The sequence below is a fragment of the Streptomyces coeruleofuscus genome, from assembly GCF_039532725.1.
GTDB lineage: Bacteria > Actinomycetota > Actinomycetes > Streptomycetales > Streptomycetaceae > Streptomyces > Streptomyces coeruleofuscus.
In genome coordinates this window covers 308218-330670 of sequence record NZ_BAAASE010000006.1, presented here as the reverse complement: position 1 = coordinate 330670, position 22453 = coordinate 308218, and the positions used below count along the sequence as shown (strand labels likewise).

19 protein-coding genes and 1 pseudogene are annotated in these 22453 nt (G+C 72.3%); 13 read left to right on the top strand and 7 right to left on the bottom strand.

The features are described from left to right. Positions 1-12: 12 nt before the first annotated feature. A complete protein-coding gene (locus tag ABFX81_RS24975; RefSeq protein WP_086849510.1) occupies positions 13-675 on the bottom strand; it encodes a bifunctional DNA primase/polymerase in 663 nt (220 codons plus the stop codon). Between the two features lie 307 nt (positions 676-982). Here ABFX81_RS24975 and ABFX81_RS24970 point away from each other — a divergent pair, with 307 nt between their 5' ends. Both ABFX81_RS24970 and ABFX81_RS24965 read left to right on the top strand, forming a co-directional pair. Beyond that, positions 983-2368: an NsdA family TPR-like regulatory protein gene (locus tag ABFX81_RS24970; protein ID WP_086849508.1), complete on the top strand. Its 1386-nt coding sequence runs from the start codon at positions 983-985 to the stop codon at positions 2366-2368. Between the two features lie 677 nt (positions 2369-3045). Then, complete coding sequence (locus tag ABFX81_RS24965; RefSeq protein ID WP_428837214.1) at positions 3046-4581, top strand: hypothetical protein; 1536 nt, start codon at positions 3046-3048, stop codon at positions 4579-4581. A gap of 37 nt (positions 4582-4618) precedes the next feature. Here ABFX81_RS24965 and ABFX81_RS24960 read toward each other — a convergent pair whose 3' ends face one another. Next, positions 4619-5929 carry an ABC transporter substrate-binding protein gene (locus ABFX81_RS24960; RefSeq protein ID WP_086849506.1) on the bottom strand — a complete coding sequence of 437 codons (1311 nt, stop codon included), beginning with the start codon at positions 5927-5929 and terminating at the stop codon, positions 4619-4621. Positions 5930-6046: 117 nt separating this feature from the next. Between ABFX81_RS24960 and ABFX81_RS24955 the strand changes: the two genes are divergently transcribed. After that, the gene (locus ABFX81_RS24955) at positions 6047-6547 is read left to right on the top strand and encodes an SCO4402 family protein (RefSeq protein ID WP_086849504.1); all 501 of its coding nucleotides are present in this window, start codon (positions 6047-6049) and stop codon (positions 6545-6547) included. A 46-nt stretch (positions 6548-6593) separates the two neighbouring features. Then, complete coding sequence (purU, locus tag ABFX81_RS24950) at positions 6594-7475, top strand: formyltetrahydrofolate deformylase (protein WP_086849502.1); 882 nt, start codon at positions 6594-6596, stop codon at positions 7473-7475. An 11-nt stretch (positions 7476-7486) separates the two neighbouring features. On the opposite strand, the pseudogene ABFX81_RS24945 reads toward purU, so the two are convergent. Together ABFX81_RS24945 and ABFX81_RS24940 are read right to left on the bottom strand one after the other, a co-directional pair. Continuing rightward, positions 7487-8785 (bottom strand): annotated as a pseudogene (locus tag ABFX81_RS24945) (zf-HC2 domain-containing protein). After that, positions 8782-9363: a sigma-70 family RNA polymerase sigma factor gene (locus ABFX81_RS24940; RefSeq protein ID WP_086849496.1), complete on the bottom strand. Its 582-nt coding sequence runs from the start codon at positions 9361-9363 to the stop codon at positions 8782-8784. The pseudogene ABFX81_RS24945 and the gene ABFX81_RS24940 overlap by 4 nt, the downstream one beginning before the upstream one ends. A gap of 362 nt (positions 9364-9725) precedes the next feature. On the opposite strand from ABFX81_RS24940, the gene ABFX81_RS24935 reads away from it, so the two are divergent. Then, positions 9726-10106, top strand: a complete 381-nt coding sequence (locus tag ABFX81_RS24935; RefSeq protein WP_086604412.1) for an STAS domain-containing protein — start codon at positions 9726-9728, stop codon at positions 10104-10106. A 168-nt stretch (positions 10107-10274) separates the two neighbouring features. Continuing rightward, positions 10275-10787: an EF-hand domain-containing protein gene (locus ABFX81_RS24930; RefSeq protein WP_086849494.1), complete on the top strand. Its 513-nt coding sequence runs from the start codon at positions 10275-10277 to the stop codon at positions 10785-10787. Between the two features lie 19 nt (positions 10788-10806). Here the strand turns inward: ABFX81_RS24930 and ABFX81_RS24925 are convergent, their stop codons facing one another. Then, entirely contained in the window at positions 10807-12321 is a 1515-nt protein-coding gene (locus tag ABFX81_RS24925; RefSeq protein WP_086849492.1) for an AMP-binding protein, read from the bottom strand. A gap of 90 nt (positions 12322-12411) precedes the next feature. Here ABFX81_RS24925 and ABFX81_RS24920 point away from each other — a divergent pair, with 90 nt between their 5' ends. From ABFX81_RS24920 to ABFX81_RS24905, 4 genes are all read left to right on the top strand, one after another. Next, a complete protein-coding gene (locus tag ABFX81_RS24920; RefSeq protein WP_086849490.1) occupies positions 12412-13608 on the top strand; it encodes an amidohydrolase family protein in 1197 nt (398 codons plus the stop codon). Continuing rightward, complete coding sequence (locus ABFX81_RS24915; protein WP_346138685.1) at positions 13608-14741, top strand: acyl-CoA dehydrogenase family protein; 1134 nt, start codon at positions 13608-13610, stop codon at positions 14739-14741. Before ABFX81_RS24920 ends, ABFX81_RS24915 begins: the two co-directional genes overlap by 1 nt. Positions 14742-14743: 2 nt before the next feature. Next, positions 14744-15625, top strand: a complete 882-nt coding sequence (locus ABFX81_RS24910) for an acyl-CoA dehydrogenase family protein (protein ID WP_346138684.1) — start codon at positions 14744-14746, stop codon at positions 15623-15625. Positions 15626-16068: 443 nt separating this feature from the next. Beyond that, positions 16069-16548, top strand: coding sequence for an ATP-binding protein (locus ABFX81_RS24905; RefSeq protein ID WP_346138754.1), 480 nt, complete (start codon positions 16069-16071; stop codon positions 16546-16548). 530 nt (positions 16549-17078) lie between these two features. Here ABFX81_RS24905 and ABFX81_RS24900 read toward each other — a convergent pair. Then, positions 17079-18005: a cyclase family protein gene (locus ABFX81_RS24900; RefSeq protein WP_086850222.1), complete on the bottom strand. Its 927-nt coding sequence runs from the start codon at positions 18003-18005 to the stop codon at positions 17079-17081. A gap of 105 nt (positions 18006-18110) precedes the next feature. On the opposite strand from ABFX81_RS24900, the gene ABFX81_RS24895 reads away from it, so the two are divergent. The 3 genes from ABFX81_RS24895 to ABFX81_RS24885 all read left to right on the top strand — a co-directional run bounded on the left by ABFX81_RS24895 (position 18111) and on the right by ABFX81_RS24885 (position 21336). Beyond that, positions 18111-19025 (top strand): SDR family oxidoreductase, encoded by a 915-nt coding sequence (locus ABFX81_RS24895; RefSeq protein WP_086850220.1) that lies wholly within the window; start codon positions 18111-18113, stop codon positions 19023-19025. A gap of 113 nt (positions 19026-19138) precedes the next feature. Then, positions 19139-20287 (top strand): acyl-CoA dehydrogenase family protein, encoded by a 1149-nt coding sequence (locus ABFX81_RS24890; RefSeq protein WP_086850218.1) that lies wholly within the window; start codon positions 19139-19141, stop codon positions 20285-20287. Then, entirely contained in the window at positions 20287-21336 is a 1050-nt protein-coding gene (locus ABFX81_RS24885) for an alcohol dehydrogenase catalytic domain-containing protein (protein WP_086850216.1), read from the top strand. The genes ABFX81_RS24890 and ABFX81_RS24885 overlap by 1 nt, the downstream gene beginning before the upstream one ends. Here ABFX81_RS24885 and ABFX81_RS24880 read toward each other — a convergent pair. Further along, a complete protein-coding gene (locus ABFX81_RS24880) occupies positions 21326-22408 on the bottom strand; it encodes a GlxA family transcriptional regulator (protein WP_346138683.1) in 1083 nt (360 codons plus the stop codon). The genes ABFX81_RS24885 and ABFX81_RS24880 overlap by 11 nt on opposite strands. Positions 22409-22453: the final 45 nt, after the last annotated feature.

Here is a 22453-nt window from a genome sequence, read left to right as displayed (position 1 = left end):
ACGAACAGGCGCTTACCGATCCCTGCCGCACGCATACGCCAACGGCGAGATCAACTCCTCCGCGTCCGGCAGCCACCGATTCGCAGGCGTGGGCCGGCAGGCCCACTGCACCGCTCCCCGAGACCCGAACCGCGTGGGCGGCGCGGCCACGTACGCGCCCTCACCCAGCACGGTCAGATCCAGCGACGACAACGACCACCCCAGCTTCCGCACCAGATCGGGAACCTTCACAGCGGCCCCCGGCAGCACGAAGAACTCCATCCGACGATCCGGCGTGAGCGTCACCGGCCCGAGCGTCAGCTCCATCCGCTCCATCCGCGCCAGCGCGAGAAACCCGGCGGTCTCCGGCACGGAGATCGCATCGAAGGTACGCCCCGTCGGCAGCAGGATCGACGCCGTCGGCTGCTTCTGCCACATCCGCCGCGCGACGGTCGCGCTGCCCGTCGCCTGCGACTCCCAGTCCGGACGCGCCGGGTGCGACCCGGGCGCCGGGCACGCGGCGTCACCGCAGGAGCAGCGCTGAGCGCCGTCGGCGGCTTCCAGCCAGGTGCCGGGGAACACGTCCCAGTGGCGTTCCTCGGCGTAGCGAACAGCGGTCTCCAGCAGCGATTCCCCGCGCTGCTTCGGGATCTGAGCGGCTTCGGTGCCGGCGATCGTCTCTTCCACGATGAACACAACTCTGGTCGTCACCAGGGGTTACGCCCACCCGCGTGCGCGGGGAGGAGCACCGCCCCTGTAGTCGGGGCGCATGGGTGCATGTGCGGGGGCGCGCAGGAGGAACCGCGGCCGGAGCTGGGTAGCCACGAGGGGGGCCGGCAACAGCCGTTACCCCGGCAATCCTCACATGCCTCGCATTTTCGCCTGGTCGGCGGGGCATTGATCTTCACGGCCGGATCCTTTCGCTGGAGCGTGAAGGGACTCGGCCGCGGAAGACACGTCAACTCGGTGCGTGGGCAGGCACCGCAGCCACAGGGGGTACGCCATGGCCGCAAGGCCGCTCGTCGCCCGGCAGCCGAACGAACGGCTCCAGGCGCTCATCCAGGAAGCCGGATGCTCCAACGCCGGCCTCGCCCGCCGGGTCAACATGTGCGGGGCCGAGCACGGCCTCGACCTGCGCTACGACAAGACGTCGGTGGCGCGCTGGCTGCGCGGGCAGCAGCCAAGGGGCCGGGCACCGGCGATCATCGCCGAGGCGCTGGGCCGCAAGCTCGGCCGTACGGTCACGATCGACGAGATCGGCATGGCCAACGGCAAGAACCTCGCCTCGGGCGTCGGTCTCCAGTTCTCGCCGACGGTGCTGGGGGCCATCGAGCAGGTCTGCGAGCTGTGGCGCAGTGACGTGGGGCGGCGGGACTTCCTGTCCGGCTCCTCCGTCGCCGCGTCCGCGCTGGTCGAGCCCAGCCGTGACTGGCTGATCTCCGCGCCGGACACGCAGGTGTCGCGCTCGGCCGGGCCGCGGGTGGGGCAGTCCGACGTGGAGGCCGTGCGGGCCATGACGCAGGCGCTGGTGGATCTCGACCACCAGTACGGCAGCGGGCATGTCCGGCCGGTCGTCGTGCACTACCTCAACAGCGTCGTCTCGGGGCTGCTGGCGGGGTCGTACCGGGAGGCGGTGGGGCGGGACCTGTTCGCCGCCGTGGCCCGGCTGACGGAGCTCGCCGGGTACATGGCCGTGGACACGGGTCAGCCCGGTCTGGCCCAGCGCTACTACATCCAGGCGCTGCGGCTCGCCCAGGCGGCCGGGGACCGGGGCTACGGCGGATACGTGCTCGCCGCCTCCATGAGCCACCTCGCCGCACAGCTCGGGAACCCGCGGGAGATCGCGCAGTTGGCGCGGGCGGCGCAGGAGGGGGCGCGGGGGCGCGTGACGCCGCGTGCGGAGTCGATGTTCCACGCGGCGGAGGCGCGCGGCCACGCCCTGATGGGCGACGCGCGCGCCGCCCAGACCGCCGCCGGGCGCGCGGTGAGCGCCCTGGAGGTGGCCGATCCGGCCGCCGGGGACGACCCGGCGTGGATCGCTCACTTCGACGAGGCCTATCTCGCCGACGAGTTGGCCCACTGCCACCGGGATCTGGGGCAGGCCGAGGCGGCGGCGCGGTGTGCGCAGGAGTCGCTGGCCGGGCATCCCGAGACGCGGGCGCGCCGCCGGGCCATCGGTTATGTGCTGTTGGCCACTGCGCAGGTGCAGCAGCGCGAGATCGAAGAGGCGTGCGGCACGGGCATGAAGGCCGTCGAACTCCTGGAGGGGCTGCGCACCAACCGGGGCGCCGAGTATCTGGAGGACTTCCAGCAGCGGCTGGAGCCGTACCGGGACGAGGCGGTGGTCAGGGAGTTCGGGGCGCGGCTGGACCTCCAGGCGGCGGCGTGAACACAGGGCCTGCGGATGCGTGAACGTGGGGAAACGGCCGCCTGACGCGCGGGAGGTGACATGAGCGGCGTGCCGTGACCCGGTTTTGTTACCGCGCTCACAGGGCAGGAGGCCTCGCCCTGTGCTGCGTGGCACCGGGCTCCGGGGACCCGGTAGCGTGACCCGACGATTCACAAGGTCCCCCATTAGTAGGAGTCCCGGTGACGCAGAGTGGACAGGGCGAGGAGCCCTCGGCGCGCCCCGCGCGCGAAGGCATCGTGCTGCCCTCCGACGGTGGTGAGCCCCTGCTGCCGGGCATGACGGGCGGAACCGGTGACGCGCCCTCCGGCCGCCGGTCCGGCCCGCCCCCGACCGGCCAGGCCCCGGCCTCCGCCCCCGCCGAGGGGCAGACATGGGGCCAGCCGTGGGGCCCCGACCAGCAGACCCCGTCCGCGCAGCCGGGCCAGAGCTGGCAGTCGGCGCCGCCCCAGGCACCGGCATGGGACGCCCAGCACTCCACTCCCGGCACACCGGGCCAGGGCGCGCTGCCCCCGGAGGGCACCCAGCCCTCGAACTCGTATGCCGGCCAGTACGGCGCTCCCGCGGGCGACGCCCAGTACGGCGCTCCCGCGGGCGACGCCCAGTACGGCGTTCCCGCGGGCGACGCCCAGTACGGCGCTCCCGCGGGCGGCGCCCCGCTGCCTCCGGAGGGCGGACAGCCGCCGCAGCAGGCCGGCCCGTACGGCTCTCCCGCCGGGGGCGGCCTGCCTCCGGCCCAGCAGACCGACGTGTACAACTCCTCTGCCGGGGCGCCGGGCCCTCAGGGAAGCGGCGGGTACGGGACCGGTCCTGCCGGGACGCAGTCGCCGCAGCAGACCGGCGCGTACGGGGCCCGTCCTGAGGGCGGGCAGTCGCCGCAGCAGGCCGACGCGTACGGGACCGGCCCCACCGGCGGGCAGTTGCCCCAGCAATCCGGCGCGTACGGATTTCCCGCCGGGGGCGGGCTGCCACCGGCCTCCGGGGCGTACGGGTCCGCCGGTGGGCAGCCGCCCCGGCAGAGCGATGCGTACGGCTCCGCTGCCGCGGGCGGTCCGCAGCCGCCGGTCTCCGACGGGCACGGGGCCGCCGCCGGACGTGCGCCGCTGCCTCCGGCCGCCGACGAGGGGGCGACCCAGTATCTGCCGCCCGTCGCCGCCACCCCGGCCGACGAGGGGGCGACGCAGTATCTGCCGCCCGTCGCCGCCACCCCGGCCGACGAGGGGGCGACGCAGTACATACCCCCGGTGGGCCCGGGCGCGCTGCCGCCCGAGATGCCCGCCGAGCAGGACTCCGAGGCGACGCGGTTCCTGGGGACCGGGCCGTTGTCGCCCGCCTCGAACCCGGACGCCGAGGCAACGCAGTACATCGCGCCGGTGCCCGGCGGGGACCCGCAGCCGCCCGCCGGGTTCGAGAACCTCTTCCGCAGCGAGCACGGCGCCGAGAGCCCGGCCGCGGCCACCCAGCAGCTGCCCCGCTTCGAGCAGCCCCAGCCGCAGTCCCAGCCCTCCTACGCCCCGCCCGGCGGCGGTCACTCCGGCGGCGGCCGGTCCGGTCGCGGTGGCCGTGGCGGCTCCCGCGTGCCGGTCATCGCGGCCGTCGGCATCGGCATCGCCGTCCTCGGCGTCGGTGCGGGCGCGCTGCTCGCGGGCGGCGGAGGCGGTGACGACGAAGGCGGCGACAACAAGACCGTGGCCGCCTCGGCGCCCGCGACGGACGGTTCCGCCTCTCCGTCCGCCGACCCGGCCCGCGCGCAGGCGGTCGAGCTGGACAAGCTGCTCGCCGACAGCGGCGACAGCCGCAGCACCGTGATCAACGCGGTGGCCGACGTGAAGGGCTGCGACAACCTCGCCCAGGCCGCCAAGGACCTGCGCGACGCGGCCAGGCAGCGCAACCAGCTGGTCACCCGGCTCTCCGGCGTCACGGTCGACAAGCTGCCCGACCACGCCGCGCTGACCACCGCCCTCACCAAGGCGTGGCAGGCCTCGGCCTCGGCCGACAACCACTACGCGGCCTGGGCCGACCAGACCGCGGGCAAGAAGGGCTGCAAGAAGGGCCAGGCCCGCGTCACCGGCCAGACGCAGGCCGGCAACCGGGCCAGCGGTGTCGCGAGTGCCGAGAAGGCCAAGGCGGCCAAGTTGTGGAACGGCATCGCGAAGACGTACGGCCTGACCGAGAGGCAGCCGACGCAGCTGTGAGGCAATCCGGTACGGGCGTGAACTGCCGAGCCGGGGCTCAGTAGTTCACGTCGGCGTTCTCCAGCGTCCGCGTCGTGTCGACGAAGCCCTTCCGCGCCGACACCAGCCGTCCCTCCCGCACCACCTGAAGGGTCACGTCGGCATTGACCATGCGCGGGAAGCCGACGGAGGCGAGCTTGCCCTCGAACCGCCACCGAAGGGTCGGCGTGAGACCGCCCGTGCTGACACTGAGGCCGTCGTCGAGGGCCTCAGCGACCGTGTCGGCGGTCACCTCCCCGTCGCCGAGCGACTCGACGGCCTTGTGGAACACGCTGTAGGCGATCCACGTGGTCTGCACTCCGGCGTCCGCGGGGTCGATGCGGTTGTCGTCGAAGGCCTCCTCCTTGATCACCCGCTTCATCGCGTCCCAGCGGGGATCGCTCGCCACCGGGTACCAGCCGGTGATGTACGAGCCCTCGTACGGCCCCGACGCCCCGCCGGTCGCGTCGATCACCGTCTGGTCGACGCTGCCGAGCACGGTGGCCGTCCGTACGTCGGGGTACTCCTCGCGGGCGCGCCGGAAGGAGTCCATGAAGGTGCTGTTGCGGTCCCCGAGCGCCGGCACCACGCACCCCTCGTCCTCCGCGTCCGTGGTCGTCGTCCGCAGCGCCAGATCGGCGTGGCCGTCGTACTCGGTGGCGTCCTCCGCCGCCCGCTGGTCCCGGGCGGGCGAGTGCCCGCCCGTCTTCAGGCCGGAGTCGAGCAGCGGGGGCAGCTGGTCGCCCGCGATGGTGTCGGGCCGGATCAGCGAGACGGGCCCGCAGTCGGCGAGGGCGCTGCCGAGACCGGCGAGCAGCGCGGGCTGGCCGCCGTTGACGGGGTAGGACAGGGGGCTGGTGAACTCGGCGTTGGTGATGCCGTAGCCGCCTATGTACGGGATGCCCGCGCCCTCCAGGGAAGGGAAGAAGGAGTCGGCGTGCTGGCTGTAGGATCCTACGACCGCGACGACGTTCTCCTTGGCCGCCCGTCGGGCGCACTTGGCGGCGGCCACGCTGTCGTTGTGGTCGTTGCAGGTCAGCACGTTGAGCTTGCGGCCGTTGATCCCGCCCTTGGCGTTGACCCAGCGGGCGTAGGCGCGGGCGAAGGCGGGCATTCCGGGCTTGTTGGTGGCTTTGGTGTCCTCCGGCGCCCAGGTCATGACGGTGATCGGGTCGTCCCCGGCATCCCCCGTGGTGCCGGGGACGACCCCGCAGCCGGAGACGAGAGCCGCGCACGCGACCGCCGTGCCCGCGGAGAGGACGCCGTTTCTGGCGTGACGGGCGAGGAGGCCGGGGAGGAATGTGCTGCGCTTGCGTCGCCTACCGGTCATGGTTCCGCACGATTCCGCCACATGGCTAACCCGTGAGTGATCTCTGGTCAACAATTGGTGACGCACAGGTGAATTGCAGGGGCCGGTGTGACCGATGTGGAGGGGAACGTACGATCGATGACCGTGCAAGCTTCGGAGAACTCTTCCCGTCGTGGCCGTCGCTCATCCACCATGGGCGGCATGCCTGTCAACGACATGCCGTGGTGGCGCTGGCGCAGCAACGTGCGCTCGGCGCTGCACATGCTCTCCGACCCCGGGTTCCAGCGGGACGTCTGGCTGGCCGGCGTGGACGGCTACGGTGACGTGACCGACGCGGTGTACCGGCTGGTCGAGGACACCTGGCTGGACCACTGGTCCGCCGAGAAGTACGTCGGCACGATCTTCCGCGACTCCCAGGAGGCGGCCCTCGTCGACACGGCCGTGCTGCGGGTGCTGCGGATCATGCACCAGGTCGGGCCGGACGCGCCGGTCGCCACGTACCTCGAGCACCAGGCGTGGCCCGAGGCGGTCCGGGCGGCCCGGGACGCGCATGTGCGGCTGGCCGCGAGCGACGGCGAGGACCCGGACACGCCACCGCGCACCCTCGACGTACTGCGGATCATGACCAGGTCCGCCTAGCGGGACGATTGCCGGTCCCCTCGGCCCTTGTGGGAACCTGTCCTGCATGAACGAGCAGTCCACCCGCGCCGAGGCCCCGGCCGACCAGTACGTCCTCACCCTCTCCTGTCCGGACAGGAAGGGCATCGTGCACGCCGTGTCGAGCTATCTGTTCATGACCGGCTGCAACATCGAGGACAGCCAGCAGTTCGGCGACCACGACACGGGACTGTTCTTCATGCGCGTCCACTTCTCGGCGGACGCCCCGGTGACCCTGGACAAGCTGCGGGCCAGCTTCGCGGCGATCGGTGACTCCTTCCAGATGGACTGGCAGATCAACCGGGCCGACGAGAAGATGCGCATCCTGCTGATGGTCAGCAAGTTCGGGCACTGCCTGAACGATCTGCTGTTCCGGGCGCGGACCGGGGCGCTGCCGGTGGAGATCGCGGGTGTGGTGTCCAACCACACGGACTTCGCGGAGCTGGTGGACTCGTACAACATCCCCTTCCACCACATTCCGGTGACGAAGGACACCAAGTCCGAGGCTGAGGCCCGGCTGCTCGACATCGTGCGTGAGGAGGGTGTCGAGCTGGTCGTCCTCGCCCGGTACATGCAGGTGCTGTCGGACGACCTGTGCAAGGCGCTGGCCGGGCGCATCATCAACATCCACCACTCGTTCCTGCCGAGCTTCAAGGGGGCGAAGCCGTATCACCAGGCTCACGCCCGGGGTGTGAAGCTGATCGGGGCGACTGCTCACTACGTGACGGCCGATCTCGACGAGGGGCCGATCATCGAGCAGGAGGTCGAGCGGGTGGGGCACGACGTGACGCCGGAGGGGCTGGTCGCGATCGGGCGCGACGTGGAGTGCCAGGCGCTGGCCCGGGCCGTGAAGTGGCATGCCGAGCGGAGGATCCTGCTCAACGGGCGGCGGACTGTGATCTTCGCCTAGGAACGCGGTTCCTACATCCTGCTCAGTGACGCCGCCGCGAACAGGACGTCTCTGATCGCCTCCCTGTCTCCCACCTGGCCCGCCGCCGCCTCCTGGGGCGGCACATGGCCCGCTGCCAGGCGGCAGAACTCGACGCCGTCCAGGGCCACGTGGGCCACCTCGTGGTCGGCGGAGCCCTTCGCGGCGGGGGAGTCGAGGGGGATCAGCCACTCGCCGCCGCCCGAGCCCTCGATCTCCAGACGGAGGCTGCGGCCCGGTTCGCCCGCGGTCACCAGGTGGCGGTGGTGGGCGGGTGCCGCCAGGCCGTTGCGGCGGCGGTGGGCCAGGACGTTCGGCAGCATGCGGGCGGCCAGGTCGATCATGCGGTGCAGATGGCGCGGCGAGGGCGGGTCGTACGGGTAGTCGACCGCGTCGGCGATGTCCTCCGCGTGCACCCAGCACTCGAAGGCACGGTCGAGCATCGCGTCGCGCAGGGGCAGCTCGAAGTCGCCGTACGGCACCGGCAGCCCGCCGACGCCGCTGCCCGTGAAGGACGCCGTGCGGACGATGCCGTGGCTCTGCTCCCGCCAGGGCGCCCGCACGGCACGGGTGGGCGGGAAGTGGGAGGCACTCCAGTACGCCTCGGTGCGGGCCGCCGGCGTCGGGCGCCGGGACGTGACGTCGCCGAGCGGGTCGTCGAGGCCCAGCGCGACCGCCACCAGCCCGTCCACGCTGAGCAGATGCGCGATGACGCCGGCGACGGTGGTACGGCGGCTCGTGGCCTCGTCGGCCCGGAACTAGCGCAGCCGTACCGGCGCGTGCCACTCGGCGTCGCCGAAGTCCTGGAGCAGGGCGTCCAGGCGCGCGGTCTCGGCGTCGTACGCGGCGGCCCAGTCCGGCACCGGGATGCGCGGCGGGCGGCGCTCCAGGCAGGCTCCCAGGACCCGCGTGCGCAGGCCCGGGTCCAGGTCGAGGCTGTCGGGGCGTTGCAGCAGCCCGACCGCCTCGCGCAGCCGCCGCGCCTCGTCGGCACACGCGCCGCACTCGCCGAGGTGCTCCTCGACGGCCGTGGCCTCCTCCGCCGAGCACGCCGCCAGCGCCCAGGCGCCGAGCAGGGCCTTCAGCACGGGGTGCTCGAACACGAGCCGTACGGGCGGCGGCGCCGGCGCGTCACCGGAATCCTCCAGCGCGGGCAACGGCAGCCCGCTGTCCTCGACGGAGGCCCGGGGCGCGGGGATCCGCGGCGGACTCCCGGGCTCGTGCCCGTCCCCCTCCTCGTGCCCGTCACCGCCCGCGCCGTCGTACGCCTCGAACCGGTCCGGCCCGTTCACACCGCACCCCCGTGTCCGGGCGGCGCACCGGGTGCCTCGGAGTCGTGGGCGGTGGACAGGAGTTGCAGACCCAGGCGGAGGCGGCGGCGGGCCTCGTCCTCGGTGATGCCGAGGTCGGTGGCGGTCTGGCGGTAGTCGCGGCGCTGGAAGTAGGCCCGCTCCAGGGCCGAGCGCAGCGGGACCGGCATGGACTGGACGATGTAGTCGGCGCGGGCGGCGACCGAGGCCCGGCGCACCTTGTGCTCCAGTTCCTCCGGGGTGCCCGAGCCCTCGAGGGCGAGGGCGGCGGTCTCGGTGGTGCGCAGGCGCTGGACGGCCAGGCGGTGGGTCAGCGTGGCGACCCAGGTGCGCAAAGGGCCTTGTCTCGGGTCGTAGGCGTCCGGATGCTCCCAGACGTGGATGAAGACCTCGCGTGTGATGCCGTCGGCGGCGCGCTCGTCACCGAGCACGCGGTGGGCGAGGCCGTGCACGAGGGAGGCGAACCGGTCGTAGAGCTCACCGAGGGCGGCGGCCTCCCCGCGGGCGAGCCGCTGCTGCATCTTGCGGTCCCAGCGAGGCGGTACGTCCTTTTTCGCCATGCGGCTCCCTCACCCCCTGCCCATGTGCCGCGCCCGTGCCCTGTCCAGCCTGTGTCCGACGTCTCCCCGAATGTAGTCGGCACGTCCGGTAGCGCACGCCCCTTTGTGGCAATGTGCGCCCCCTGACCGGCCGCAGGTGGTAGGGGGACCAGCGGCGCTCGTTCCGGGTGCCCTCGGGCCGCGCTTACTCATCCGCCCTCCGATCAGATCTGACTGAAGAGGATCGAACAGGAACGAAGTCGACTAAAACAAGCCTCTTCTACGGGGGATCCGTTTTTCGGGTTGTGTTTCAGGGAACGGCCGCTGGGCAGCCGCGCTGCAAGGAAGCGTAGGGACTGCTTCCGTTTTGGCGATCGAAGGGCGTGGTGGTGACCTTCAAAGTGACCGGCGGCGAGCAGGGCGAATGGGCCGTGCTCCAGGTGTCGGGCGAGCTGGATCTGGTGACGTCGCCGGTGCTGCGTCAGCGTGTGCACGACGCGGTGGCCGAGGGGCACCACTGTCTCGTCCTCGACCTGTCCGAGGTGTTCTTCTGCGATTCCAGCGGCGTCGGCGTCCTCATCGCCGCCCGCCGTCTGATCCGCTCCTGCCAGGGCAGGCTGCGGCTGGTGCTGCCCGCCCGGGGCGCGGCCGACGGGTCGCACGTCAACCGGGTCCTCGGCGCGCTGGGCGTCCGCAGGCTGTTCGACGTGTACGGCGATGTCGACGCGGCCCTGGCCGACGAGGGCGAACCCCTGTCCGCGTGAACGGCCGGTGACGCACGGTAGGGCGAGTGTTGCCGTTCCGACACGCTGTTGTCCCGGAATTCCCCCGGTCTTGGCACAAGTGACGTTTTCCCGCGCCCGAACGGCCCCCTCCGTCGTACGCTCCGAGCGAGACGCACCCCACCTGACGTAAGGCGGCCCGAAAGAGACATGGTCAGCAGCGAGTACGAGCGCAAGATCGCCGCCCGGTTCGCCACCTTCGACCAGGACGGCAACGGCTACATCGACCGCGAGGACTTCTACGGCGCGGCCAAGGCGCTGCTCACGGAGTTCGCCGTGGCGGCCCGGTCCGACAAGGGGCAGGCGCTGTACGGCGGCGCCGAGGGCTTCTGGCAGGGCATGGCCGGGATCGCGGACCGCGACGGCGACCAGCGCATCACACGCGAGGAGTTCGTCAACGGCGCGGTCAAGCGGCTGCGCGACAACCCCGACCGCTTCGCCGAGATCGCCCGTCCCTTCCTGCACGCGTCCCTGGACGTCGCCGACACCGACGGTGACGGCGCGGCGACGGTCGAGGAGGCCGCCCGCGTCCTGAAGTGCCTCGGCGTCCCCGAGGACGTCGCCGGCACGGCCGCCGCCACGCTCGACGCGGACGGTGACGGCAAGGTCGGCGAGGCCGAGGTCGTGTCCGCCTTCGCCCGCTACTTCACCGTCCCCGAGTAGCCGCCCCGGGCGCCGGGCGTCACGTGCCCGCATAGCGCTCGCGCAGCTCGTACTTCAGCACCTTCCGCAGGGTCTCGCCCCGCGGAAGGGCGTCCACCACCTCCAGCCGCTCGGGCAGCTTGTGCACGGACAGTCCCTCCGCGCGCAGGAAGGCGGTCGTGTCGGCGAGCGTCAGGGGCTCGGCTCCCGGGGGCTGTTCCACCACCGCGCACACCAGCTCCCCGCGCGCCGCGTCCGGCAGCCCGACCACCGCCACGTCCCCGACCGCGGGATGCCGGTGCAGCAGGTCCTCGATCTCCTGGGCCGAGATGTTCTCGCCCTTGCGGATGATCACGTCCTTCAGCCGGCCGGTGAGGACGAGGTGCCCGGTGTCCCTGAGACGCCCGAGGTCGCCGGTGCGCAGGAACCCGTCCTCGTCGAAGGCCTCCGCCGTCTGCCCCGGATCCAGGTATCCCCGGCACACGGCCTCCCCGCGCAGCCGCACCTCCCCGTCCACGATCCGTATCTCCATCCCCTCCGGTGGCCGCCCTTCGGTCGTCGCCAGCAGCTCGGGGCTGTCGTCCGGCGCCCCCATGGTGATCATCGGCACCTCGGTCATGCCGTAGCCGTGGGTGAGCTGCACGCCCATCTCGCGTACGACGGCGTGGTAGAGCTCCGGCGGCTTGGGCGCCCCGCCCCCCGCCAGCAGCCGCAGTGAGGGGACGATCGGAACGCCCGGTTGCTTCCGCTGCTCCGCCAGGAACATCGAGTAGAACGCCGTCGAGCCGCCCGCCACCGTCACCCCGTGCCGCCGGTAGCACTCCAGCGCGTCCGGCAGCGCGAACTGCTCGAACAGCACCGCCGGGAAGCCGTACAGCAGCAGCATCACCGTGTAGTCGGGCCCGCCTATGTGGGCGTAAGGGAAGGCGATCGACCCCACGTCGTCCGCCGAGGGCCGCAGGGCGTGGGCGAGGCAGGAACCGCCCGCGAGCAGCGAACGGTCCGTGTGCAGCACGCCCTTGGGGGCGGAGGTCGTGCCGGACGTCCAGTAGATCCAGCGGACGGCGGTGCCGTCGGAGGGCGGGGGCGGCAGTACGGACGGATCGCCGTCGGGCAGGTCGTCGTAGGCCTCGAAGACGCCCTTCGCGCCCAGCCGCCGGGCCATCGCCGTGTGGTCGAAGCCGCGCCACTCGCCCGGCACCGCGAAGAACTCCGCCTTCGACTCGCGCAGCGCGAAGCCGACCTCGCGGTCCCGGTAGAAGGGGATCACCGGGGTCTGCACGGCGCCGAGGCGGGCCAGCGCGAAGGAGAGCAGGGCCGTCTCGATGCGGGTGGGCAGCTGCCAGGCGACCACCGTGCCGGGGCGTACGCCCCTCCCGTACAGGCCGGCCGCGACCCGCTCGGCACGCGCGCGCAGGGCGCCGAAGGTGAGCGTGCGCCTTCCAGACCGGTCGTCCTGGAAGAAGAGCGGACGGTCGGGGGTGAGGGCGGCGCGCCGGGTGACCAGCTCCCACAGCGTGCGGGACGAACTCAGGGCGTGCGGGGTGTCGTTCACGTCTGCCCCCTGGCTCCTTGGCTGACGGGTCGTCAGGTGGGATGCTATCTGACGCTGCATCAGATAAGTACCGTCCGGCGGAGGGGACCCATGGCGACCGAACTGCCCCGCATCATCAGCGTCGACGACCACGTGATCGAGCCGGCCCACCTCTTCGAGACGTGGCTGCCGGCCAAGTACCGCGACCGCGGCCCCAAGGCGCTGACCGCCGGGATCGGTGAACTCGCCTACGTCGGCGGCAAGTACCGGATCACGATGGATCCGGACGGCCAGCCCACCGACTGGTGGATCTACGAGGACCTGAAGTTCCCGTACAAGCGCAACATCGCCGCCGTCGGCTTCGACCGGGACCAGATGACCCTGGAGGGCATCACCCGGGACGAGATGCGGCGCGGCTGCTGGGACCCCAAGGCACGGCTGGAGGACATGGACCTCAACCACGTCGAGGCCAGTCTCTGCTTCCCCTCCTTCCCCCGTTTCTGCGGCCAGACCTTCGCCGAGGCGCACGACAAGGAAGTCGCCCTCGCCTGCGTGCGCGCCTACAACGACTGGATGGTCGAGGAGTGGTGCGGGGACAGCGGCGGGCGGCTCATCCCGCTGTGCCTGATCCCGCTGTGGGACGTCGGACTGGCGGTCGCCGAGATCCGGCGCAACGCCGCGCGCGGGGTGAGGGCGGTGACCTTCTCCGAGATCCCCGCGCACCTCGGGCTGCCGTCCATCCACTCCGGCTACTGGGACCCGTTCTTCGCGGTCTGCCAGGAGACCGGGACGGTCGTCAACATGCACATCGGGTCCTCGTCCCAGATGCCGGCCGCCTCCCCGGACGCCCCGCCCGCCGTCCAGGCCTCGCTCAGCTTCAACAACGCGATGGCCTCGATGATGGACTTCCTCTTCAGCGGGGTCCTGGTGAAGTTCCCGCGCCTCAAACTCGCCTACAGCGAGGGGCAGATGGGCTGGGTCCCCTACGCCCTGGAGCGTGCCGACGACGTCTGGGAGGAGCACCGCGCCTGGGGCGGCGTCCGCGACACGATCCCCGAGCCGCCGTCCACGTACTACTACCGGCAGATCTTCTGCTGCTTCTTCCGCGACAAGCACGGAGTGGCGTCGATCGATGTCGTCGGCCGCGACAACGCCACCTTCGAGACCGACTACCCGCACGTGGACTCGACCTTCCCGCACACCAAGGAGGTCGCCCTGGACCACGTGAAGGGCCTCGACGACGAGACGGTCTACAAGCTGATGCGCGGCAACGCCATCCGGATGCTGGACCTGGACCTCGACCGCTGATGGACCTGTCGGACACCCCCGAGGAGGAGGCGTTCCGGGCCCGGCTGCGGGAGTGGCTCGCGAAGACGCTCCCCGGCCTCCCGGCCGAGCCGTCCCCCGACGACTGGCCCGGGCGGCGCTCCTACGACCTCGGCTGGCAGCGCAGGCTCTACGACGCCGGGTACGCCGACGTCCACTGGGACGCCTCCCCGGCCATCCGGCTCATCTTCCTGGAGGAGACGGAGAAGGCGGGCGCTCCCTATGTGGGGGCCAGCTTCGTGGGGCTGCTGCACGCCGGCCCGACGATCGCCGCCGAGGGCACGGACGGACAACGGGCACGCTGGCTGCCGCCGATCCTGCGCGGCGAGGAGGTCTGGTGCCAGGGCTTCAGCGAGCCGGACGCCGGCTCCGACCTCGCGGCCCTGCGCACGCGCGCGTGGCGCGACGGCGACGACTACGTGGTGACCGGCTCCAAGATCTGGACCTCCCACGCGGAAGTCGCCGACTGGTGCGAACTGTTGGTCCGCACCGACCCGGACGCCCCCAAGCACCGGGGCATCACCTGGCTGGCCATGCCCATGGACGCGCCCGGCGTCACCGTACGGCCGCTGCGCACGCTCGCCGGGTCGGCCGAGTTCGCCGAGGTCTTCCTCGACGAGGTGCGGGTGCCGGCGGAGAACCGGGTCGGGGACGAGAACGACGGCTGGCGCGTGACCATGGTGACGCTGTCCTTCGAACGCGGCACGGCCTTCGCCGGCGAGGTCGTCGCCTGCCGCCGCGTCCTCGGCGAACTGGCTGTCGAGGCCCGCGGGAACGGCCGCTGGGACGACCCGGCGCTCCGGCGCCGGCTGGGCAGGCTCAACGCCGAGTTCCGGGCGCTGTGGCGGCTGATCCAGTGGAACGTGAGCGCGGCCCAGGCGTCGGGCGGAGTGCCGGGCGTCGGAGGCTCGGTCTTCAAGCTGCGGTACTCGCACGCCCGCCAGGAGCTCTACGACGCCGCCGCCGAGGTACTGGGCGCCGACTGTCTCGACCTGGACCGCCCCTGGACGCTCGACCGCCTCTCCTCCCTCTCGTACACCATCGCGGCCGGCACCTCGCAGATCCAGCACGGCATCATCGCCGAGCGGATCCTCGGCCTGCCGAAGGGACGGTGACCGTGCGCTTCCGGTTGACGGACGACCAGCGGGCGTTGCGGGACGGGACGCGGCGGCTGCTCGCCCGGCGCTTCGACGGTGAGGCGCTGCGGAGGGCCGTGGAGAGCCCCGGGCGGCTCGACCGGGCGTTGTGGCGGGCGCTGGGGGAGGCCGGGTTCTTCGCGTTGCGGCTGCCGGAGGCGCAGGGAGGGGTGGGAGCCGGACTGCCGGAGGCGGTGCTGGTGTTCGAGGAGGCGGGGCGGGCGCTGCTGCCCGGGCCGTTGATCGCCACCCATCTCGCGGCCGGTGCGGTGCCGGGAGCCGCCACCGGGGAGACGGTCGTCTCGGCCGTGGACGGCGGGCTCGTGGAGTGGCCGGCGGAGGCCGACGTCGTACGCGGCGACACCGCCGGAGCCGTGCCGATGCGCTCCCTCGACCCGCTGACGCCGCTGCACCGCGTGCCCGGCGGTGCGGCGGCGGACCCGGATGCCGCCGCCGTCCTCCTCAGTGCCGCCGAGCAGCTCGGCACGGCCGCCCGCGTCTGCGAACTGGCGGTGCAACACGCCCGGGCGCGCGAGCAGTTCGGCCGGCCCGTCGGGGCCTTCCAGGCGGTGGCACATCTGTGCGCCGGGATGCTGGTCCGGTCGGAAACGGCCCGCGCGGCGGTGTACGCGGCAGCCGTCACCGCCGACCCGGTCGACATCGCCGTCGCCCGCCTGCTCGCCGACGAGGCCGCCGTGCGCGGTGCCCGCGACTGTCTCCAGGTGCACGGCGGCATGGGCTTCACCTGGGAGTCCGAGGTCCATCTGCATCTGAAACGTGCATGGGTTCGAACCCAACGTGCGGGCGGAATCACGGAGAGTGAGGAAACTCTGGCGGCCGCTCTGCTGGCCGGAACGGCCTGACGGGCCGTCTGGCTGCGGTGTCGCCGAATATGCCCGTGAGGGTGTCGCGGATCGTGGCATCCGGTGATCACGGAGCGTTGATATCCGCTCGTGTCCTCCGTGCGGCTCGTTACGGCCCGGAGTCGACGGCCCGCTCCGGTACCTTGTGTGAGATGCGAGTGGCTCAGAGCGCAGTGCGACCCGGTGGCGCCGCCTGTTCGACTCCCCGTAGCGAGCGTCGCACAGTATGCCGCACGGGTACTCCTTCGCGCTGGAATATGCCCGAAGCGCTTGTTGGGGTGACTGTACGTCAACCATGCTGTCCCACAAGGGATTCACGTTCCGTGATCCCTGTCCCGGCCGTTGTTCTGGCCATGCAGAAAATGGCTACGATCGTGGCCTTCGTGAGGCGCGAGCCTAAGTGTCCGCCGGTTCGGATGGTGTGAGCGGTGCAGGTGCTTCAAGTGCAGCTGGAGATCCGGCCCGACCCCGCAGAAGTGGGGCGGGCCCGGCGGTGGGCCCGCTCCCGCCTGGCCGGGGCGGGCATACAGGCCGACGAGCCGCTCGCCGAGACCCTGATCCTGCTCGTGTCCGAGCTGGTCACCAACGCCGTGGTGCACACCGGCCGGCCCGCCGTGCTGCGGCTGTCCCTGCCGCACGCGGTGACGGAGGAGGTCACCGTCCGTCTCGAGGTCGCCGATCGCAGCGGCCGGGCCCCCGTGCCCCGGTGCGCGGAGGACGACGCGACCGGTGGCCGGGGCCTCGCCCTCGTCGACGGCCTCGCCGACCGCTGGGGCTGGAGCGTCGAGAGCACCGGCAAGCGCATCTGGTGCGAACTGGACCGGTGTGAGAAGTCCTCCGAGGTCACGGCGGCGTGCGGAGGCGGCGCGGTGGTGTGCGGCGGCGGGGCGGCCTTCGAAGGGCTGGCGTACGAGGCGGTGTGAAGCGGCCCAGGGCCGGGTTGCTCGGGACGCCCTGTCCGTGACCGCCGGGCGCGTGGTCGACGAGGTGTGATGTACGGCGGCACATGCCGCGCGGTGTTGCGGCGAAGCCGGGGCACGGTCGCACGGCGGCTCCGCCGTTTCCCTCATGGCATGCGGCGATGCGCCGGGATGTGCTTCCGTGCGCGCCCAAGGCAAAGGCCGCATAAGCAACAAATCTCCGAATGGGTGTTGACGCCTCGTGACCGTTTGCTCACGCTTGTGAGCAGCGATTCGCCGTGAGGGGACGGCGAGGGCTGCGACGACGGCGGCCCTCGGCGAGTGTGAGTCGTGATTCGGCGTCGGCTCCCTTTCAGGGCCATGGGAGCCGGGGCGGGAGCGCCGGAGTCGGGTGGCGGCGCGCGCTGCCGTGCTCGGGGCGAGCAGCGCGGCGCCGCCATCCAGCTTCAGGCGGTGGGGCGGTGGCCTGGCCGGCGGCTTGAGGGGGGCGGCCAGGCATGCCGTCCCGGTGTGCCTGGCCAGGCGGTGCCGGCCTAGAGGACGGCGACCGGGGCCACCGGAGAGCCGGTCGCTCCCGTGAACGGCTCGGGTGTCGCCGCCAGCAGGAACGCGTAGCGGCCTGTTTCTCCACAGGCTGTGGACAACTTTTCGAGATCCCAGTTCTGGCCCTGCGGCATCCCCATCTCCACGAGGTGCAGTGCGTGCACCGGCAGCCACAGGTCCTCCACCTCGGGCGGGAACACCTCGAAGGTGAGGGTGTCGTTGGCGACCGCCGCGACATCGCGGGCGTGGAACCACTCCGGCGTCCGGATCGACAGCCCCGGCGACGGATACGCGTACCCGTGCCGGTCCCCGGCCAGGCAGAGCTGGACCTGCCCGGTCCGCACGAGCACGACGTCGCCGGAGCGCACGCGCGTTCCGGCCAGTTCCTCGGCCGCGTCCAGGTCCTCGGGCGTGACGGCGTACCCGCCGTCGAGCCGGTCCGTGCCCCGGGCCCGGGCGACGTCGAGCAGCACTCCGCGCGAGACGAGGTGCCGGACCTTGTCGATGCCGCTGAACTCCGCGCCGCCGTGCGGGGTGATGGAGTGTGCCGGGCGGCCGTTGTAGAGCCTGCCCGAGTGCGACACGTGGGGCAGCGCGTCCCAGTGGGTGGCCGCCTGGAGCCCCATGGTCACGGCGTCGTCGCTGCACGCGACGGTGCCCGGGCCGAAGAGCTCCTGGTTGATCTGCACCATGACGTGCAGCGGGTCGATCCGCCCCGGGATCATCCCCGTCTGGACGCCGTCGCGCCGGAGGGGGAGGGCGAGCGGGATCCGGCGACCGGTGCGGACCGTCGCCGCGGCCTCGCGGACGACCTCGTCGGTGATCAGGTTCAGCGTGCCGAGCTCGTCGGCGGCTCCCCAACGCCCCCAGTTGTTCACGCGCTTGGCGATGTCGTGGAACGCGTCCGGCAGCGACATGAGTCCTCCCCGGGGCTTGTGTTCCCGTATCTGACGGGTCGTAGAATCTGGAGTCCGCGAAATCTAACGGTCCGTCAGAAACCGTGGGACGGGAAGGGGCCGGACGTGGGGAACTTCTTGGCAGGCAAGGTCGTCGCCGTCACGGGCGCCGGGCGGGGCATCGGCCGGGCGGTCGCGCTCGCGGCGGCGGCCGAGGGGGCGAAGGTCGTCGTCAACGACTACGGCGTGGCGGTCGACGGCGCCTCTCCGACGAGTGAGGTCGCCGAGGCCGTGGTCAAGGAGATCGAGGCGGCGGGCGGGGAGGCGGTCGCCGTGGCCGACGACATCTCCACGATGGCGGGCGGGCAGCGGGTCGTCGACGTGGCCCTGTCGTCGTACGGGCGGCTCGACGGGGTGGTCTGCGTGGCGGGGATCCTCCGGGAACGGATGCTGTTCAACATGACCGAGGAGGAGTGGGACCCGGTCGTCGCGACGCACCTGAAGGGCACGTTCACGGTGTTCCGGGCCGCCTCGGCGGTGATGCGCGAGCAGCGCGCCGGCACCCTGATCGGCTTCACCAGCGGCAACCACCAGGGGTCGGTTTCGCAGGCCAACTACAGCGCGGCCAAGGGCGGGATCATCTCGCTCGTGCGGAGTGCCGCGCTGGGGCTGCACAAGTACGGGGTGACCGCGAACGCGGTGGCGCCGGTCGCGCGGACGCGGATGTCCGCGGGGGTTCCTATGGAACTGGCGGAGATCGGGGAGCCGGAGGATGTCGCCGCGCTGGTGGTGTATCTGCTGTCCGACGAGGCCTCCCGGCAGGGGATCACCGGGCAGGTGTACACGGTCGCCGGGGCGAAGATCGCGGTGTGGGCGCAGCCGAGGGAGTTGCGTGCGGCGTATGCCTCCGACGGGTGGTCCGTGGAGAGGATCGCGGAGTTTCTGCCCGGGTCGGTGGGGGTGGATCCGATGCCGATGCTTGAGCGGGTGCGGGAGATGGAGCGGGCTGCTCGGGAGGAGGAGCGGCCGAACGCCCAGTAGCTCGGGGGTGTGTGTGGTGTGGCGGCTGCGGGTGCGTTGTGGTTTCTCGCGCAGTTCCCCGCGCCCCTTGGGTGCCTCATCTCAAGCCCAGTCATCGAACCAAGGCGGCAATCGTGGATTTCGGGTTCGCGCGAGAAGACGAGGACTTCCGGGGCGAGGTCAGGGACTGGCTCGCCGCGCATGCCAAGGGCGCAAGCGACCGCCGCTCCTGGGAGCGCACGCTCGGCGCAGCCGGGTGGGTCGGGATCGGGTGGGGTGCGGGCGGGTACGGCAATCGCACCGCCACGCTCACCCAGCAGGTCGCCTGGGCCGAGGAGTACGCCCGGTCGGCCGCGCCCCCGCGCTCCGGCCACATCGGTGAGAACCTCCTGGCCCCCACGCTCATCGCCCACGGCACAGAGGAGCAGAAGTCCCGCTTCCTGCCCCCGATCGCCGCCGGCGAGGAACTCTGGTGCCAGGGCTACAGCGAACCCGGCGCCGGCTCGGACCTGGCCGGTGTCCGTACCGCGGCCGTGCGCGAGGCGGACGGCCGTACCTACCGCGTCACCGGGCAGAAGATCTGGACGTCACTCGGGCACGAGGCCGACTGGTGCTTCGTCCTCGCCCGCACCGAGCCCGGGTCGCGGCGGCACCACGGACTGTCCTTCCTCCTCGTCCCCATGGACCAGCCGGGCCGGATCGAGGTGCGTCCCATCCGGCAGATGACGGGCACCAGCGACTTCAACGAGGTCTTCTTCGACGGAGCGCACGCGGAGCACGTCGTCGGTGGCGAGGGCAACGGCTGGCGCGTCGCCATGAGCCTCCTCGGGTTCGAGCGGGGCGTGTCCACGCTGGCGCAGCAGATCGGGTTCGCCGAGGAGCTGGATCGTGTGGTGCGGGCGGCCGTGGAATCGGGTGCGGTGGGGGATCCCGGCGTACGGGAACGGCTCGTCCGGCAGTGGGCCGAGCTGCGCACCATGCGCTGGAACGCCCTGCGCACCCTGGGCGGTTCGGGCGACGCGGGGGCCCCGAGCGTGGCGAAACTGCTGTGGGCCGGCTGGCACCAGCGGCTCGGGGAGCTGGCGGTGCTGGTGCGGGGCGCGGCGGCGAGCGTCGGTCCGGCGGACTGGTCGCTCTCGTCGCCGTACGAGCTGGACGCGGCACAGCACCTCTTCCTCTTCTCGCGGGCCGACACCATCTACGGCGGCTCGGACCAGATCCAGCGCACGATCATCGCCGAGCGGGTGCTCGGCCTGCCCAGGGAGCCCAAGGGAGCCGCGTGATGCGAGGCGTGATCTTCGACGGGAAGCAGGTCCGGGTCGTCACGGACCTGGAGGTGCGGGAGCCGGGGCCGGGTGAGGTGCGCGTCGCGATCTCGGCGGCGGGGCTGTGCCACAGCGATCTGTCGGTGGTGGACGGGACCATACCCTTCCCGGTTCCCGTGGTGCTGGGACACGAGGGAGCGGGTGTGGTGGAGGCGGTGGGGGAGGGCGTCACCCATGTCGCGCCCGGGGACCACGTGTCCCTGTCCACGCTCGCGAACTGCGGTACGTGCGCCGAGTGCGACCGGGGGCGCCCGACCATGTGCCGGCAGGCCATCGGGCGTCCGGGGCGGCCGTTCCGTCACGCCGGCCTGCCGGTCCACCAGTTCGCCGCGAACTCGGCGTTCGCGGAGGCCACGGTCGTGAAGGCCGTACAGGCGGTCCGGATCCCCGGGGACATCCCCATGCCGTCGGCGGCGCTCATCGGGTGCGGGGTGCTGACCGGGGTGGGCGCCGTGCTGAACCGGGCGCGGGTGGACCGCGGCGACAGCGTCCTGGTGATCGGGACGGGCGGCATCGGCCTGAACGTGTTGCAGGGGGCGCGGCTCGCGGGTGCCCTGCGGATCGTGGCCGTCGACGCCAACCCGGCGAAGGAGGAGGTGGCACGCCGCTTCGGCGCGACCCACTTCCTCACCTCGACGGAGGGCGTGCGGGACGTCCTGCCCACGGGCGCGGACCACGCCTTCGAGTGCGTCGGCCGTGTGGAGCTGATCCGCCAGGCGATCGACGCACTGGACCGGCACGGCCAGGCGATCCTCCTCGGGGTGCCGCCGGCCACGGCCGAGGCGTCCTTCCGCGTCTCGTCGATGTACCTCGACAAGTCCATCCTGGGCTGCCGCTACGGCTCTTCCCGCCCCCAGCGGGACATCGCCCTCTACGCGGACCTGTACCGCCAGGGCCGGCTGCTGCTCGACGAACTCGTCACCCGGACCTACCCGGTCGAGGACTTCGAGAAGGCGGCGGCGGACACGGAGGCGGGGCGGGTGGCGCGCGGGGTGCTCACGTTCTGACGGCCGCGGCTCGGCCCCGTTCCGTCCTTTCCGGTTCTTCCTGGTGTTTTCCGGTCTTTTCGGTTCGGAAGGTCCGCCGGTAGGCGGTGGGCGTGACGCCGAGCGCCGCCTGGAGGTGCTGGCGCATCGACTGGGCCGTGCCGAAGCCCGCGTCGCGGGCCACCTGGTCGACGGTGCGGTCGGTGGTCTCCAGCAGGTGCCGGGCCCGTTCCACGCGCTGCTGGGTGAGCCACTGGCCGGGGCTGACGCCGGTCTCCTCGCGGAAGCGGCGGGTGAACGTGCGGACCGACATGGACTCATGGGCGGCCATGTCGCGCAACTGGATCGGCTCGTGGAGACGGCCCAGGGCCCAGGCGCGGGCGGTGGTGGTGGAGGCCTGCTGCGGATCGGGCACCGGCCGCTCGATGTACTGAGCCTGACCGCCGTCGCGGTGCGGCGGTACGACCGTGCGGCGGGCCACGTCGTTGGCGACGGCGGCGCCGTGGTCGCGGCGCACCATGTGCAGGCACAGGTCGATGCCCGCGGCGACGCCCGCGGAGGTCAGTACGTCGCCGTCGTCGATGAACAGCACGTCGGGGTCGACCCGGACCTTGGGGAAGAGCCGCTGGAGGCGCGCGGCGTCGGCCCAGTGGGTGGTGGCGGGGCGGCCGTCGAGGAGGCCCGCGGCGGCGAGGACGTAGACGCCGGTGCAGATGGAGGCCAGCCGGGTGCCGGGCCGGAGGCGGGCGAGGGCCGCGGCCAGTTCCTCGGTCAGCACGCCCTCGGCGTGGACGGGGCCGAGTTCGTACGACGCCGGGATGATCACCGTGTCGGCGTCGGCCAGGGCCTCCGGGCCGTGCGTGACGTGGATGGCGAAGTCGGCGTCCGTCTCCACCGGGCCGGGCGGGCGGACCGAGCAGGTCACGACCTCGTACAGATGCCGTCCCAGGGCGTCCTTGGGGCGGCCGAAGATGCGGTGCGGGATGCCCAGTTCGAAGGGGAGCAGCCCGTCGAGGGCGAGGACGACGACGCGGTGGGGGCGGAAGCCGGTGGCCGGGGACGGGTCCGGAGCGGAGTGGCTGGCCGGTGTCATGGCCCGATCCTAGCGAATGCTGTCCTCCGGGCCACTCGATGAAAG